Origin of the sequence: Enterococcus cecorum (genome assembly GCF_052119425.1) — a bacterium.
Classification (GTDB): Bacteria; Bacillota; Bacilli; order Lactobacillales; family Enterococcaceae; genus Enterococcus_E; species Enterococcus_E cecorum_C.
Window position 1 is genome coordinate 1 of record NZ_JBQKFH010000091.1, and the last position, 763, is coordinate 763.

Here is a 763-nt window from a genome sequence, read left to right on the forward strand (position 1 = left end):
GCGTCGATTGAAAAAAGAAAAGAAAATAAAAAAAAGAGAGAAAGCATTCATAAAATAACTTTCTCTCCAATTGACTTAATTGCCAACAACACTACTTGACAAAGAGCCATTTTTTTGAATATAAATCAATATCTTCAAATAGATTTTCAAAAGTGTCATCTTCTTGTTCCATATTTCTAAAACCTTGACTTAGTGACTCCAATTGAAAAGATCCGTTGTTAACATTATTTACTAAAGCTGTAAAAGTTAGTTCAGGTGAAATGACATAAGATAAATCATCTTTAAGTGTCTCAACTAAATCTTCTTTTGTATCTTCATCTGCCATTGCTTCTTCATATAGTTTTTGTGCTTGCTGCAAACTCTCTACTTCTTCATCGAGATTTTCCGCAACAGAATATAACAATTTATCAGATAAAAACTTATAGAAAATTAATCCTAATAAATAAGATTTATAGTCATTTGCATCCATTTTTGATCTTAAAATATCCGCGCTATTCCATAATGCTTGATATAGTTCTTGTGATGTTTGTGTATTATTTGTTGCCATATGTTATCCTCTTTTCACTTTTCATTGATATTTACATTTTTCAGAAATTGTTTAAATAAACATTTTATTTAACAGTGTTTGTTTCAGATTTTTTAGTTGATCTAACTTACGCTGGTGAATGGCTATATAGTTATCAATTTTTTGGAAAAGATTTCCGATGCGTTCTTGCTCATTTATGTTAGGTATTACGAAGTTCATTGAAGAGAAATCATTAAA

At 28.4% G+C, this 763-nt stretch carries 1 protein-coding gene and 1 pseudogene; both read right to left on the reverse strand.

Annotated elements, in window-relative coordinates:
- Positions 1-109 precede the first annotated feature (109 nt).
- Positions 110-547, reverse strand: a pseudogene (locus ACTQZM_RS11885) (type I restriction-modification system subunit M N-terminal domain-containing protein); the annotation flags it as partial.
- A gap of 51 nt (positions 548-598) precedes the next feature.
- Complete coding sequence (locus tag ACTQZM_RS11890; RefSeq protein ID WP_431830983.1) at positions 599-745, reverse strand: hypothetical protein; 147 nt, start codon at positions 743-745, stop codon at positions 599-601.
- Positions 746-763 lie beyond the last annotated feature (18 nt).

Excerpts from the sequence above, each read along its gene's own strand:
- ACTQZM_RS11890 (WP_431830983.1), bottom strand. The coding sequence starts at position 745 with ATGAACTTCGTAATACCTAACATAAATGAGCAAGAACGCATCGGAAAT.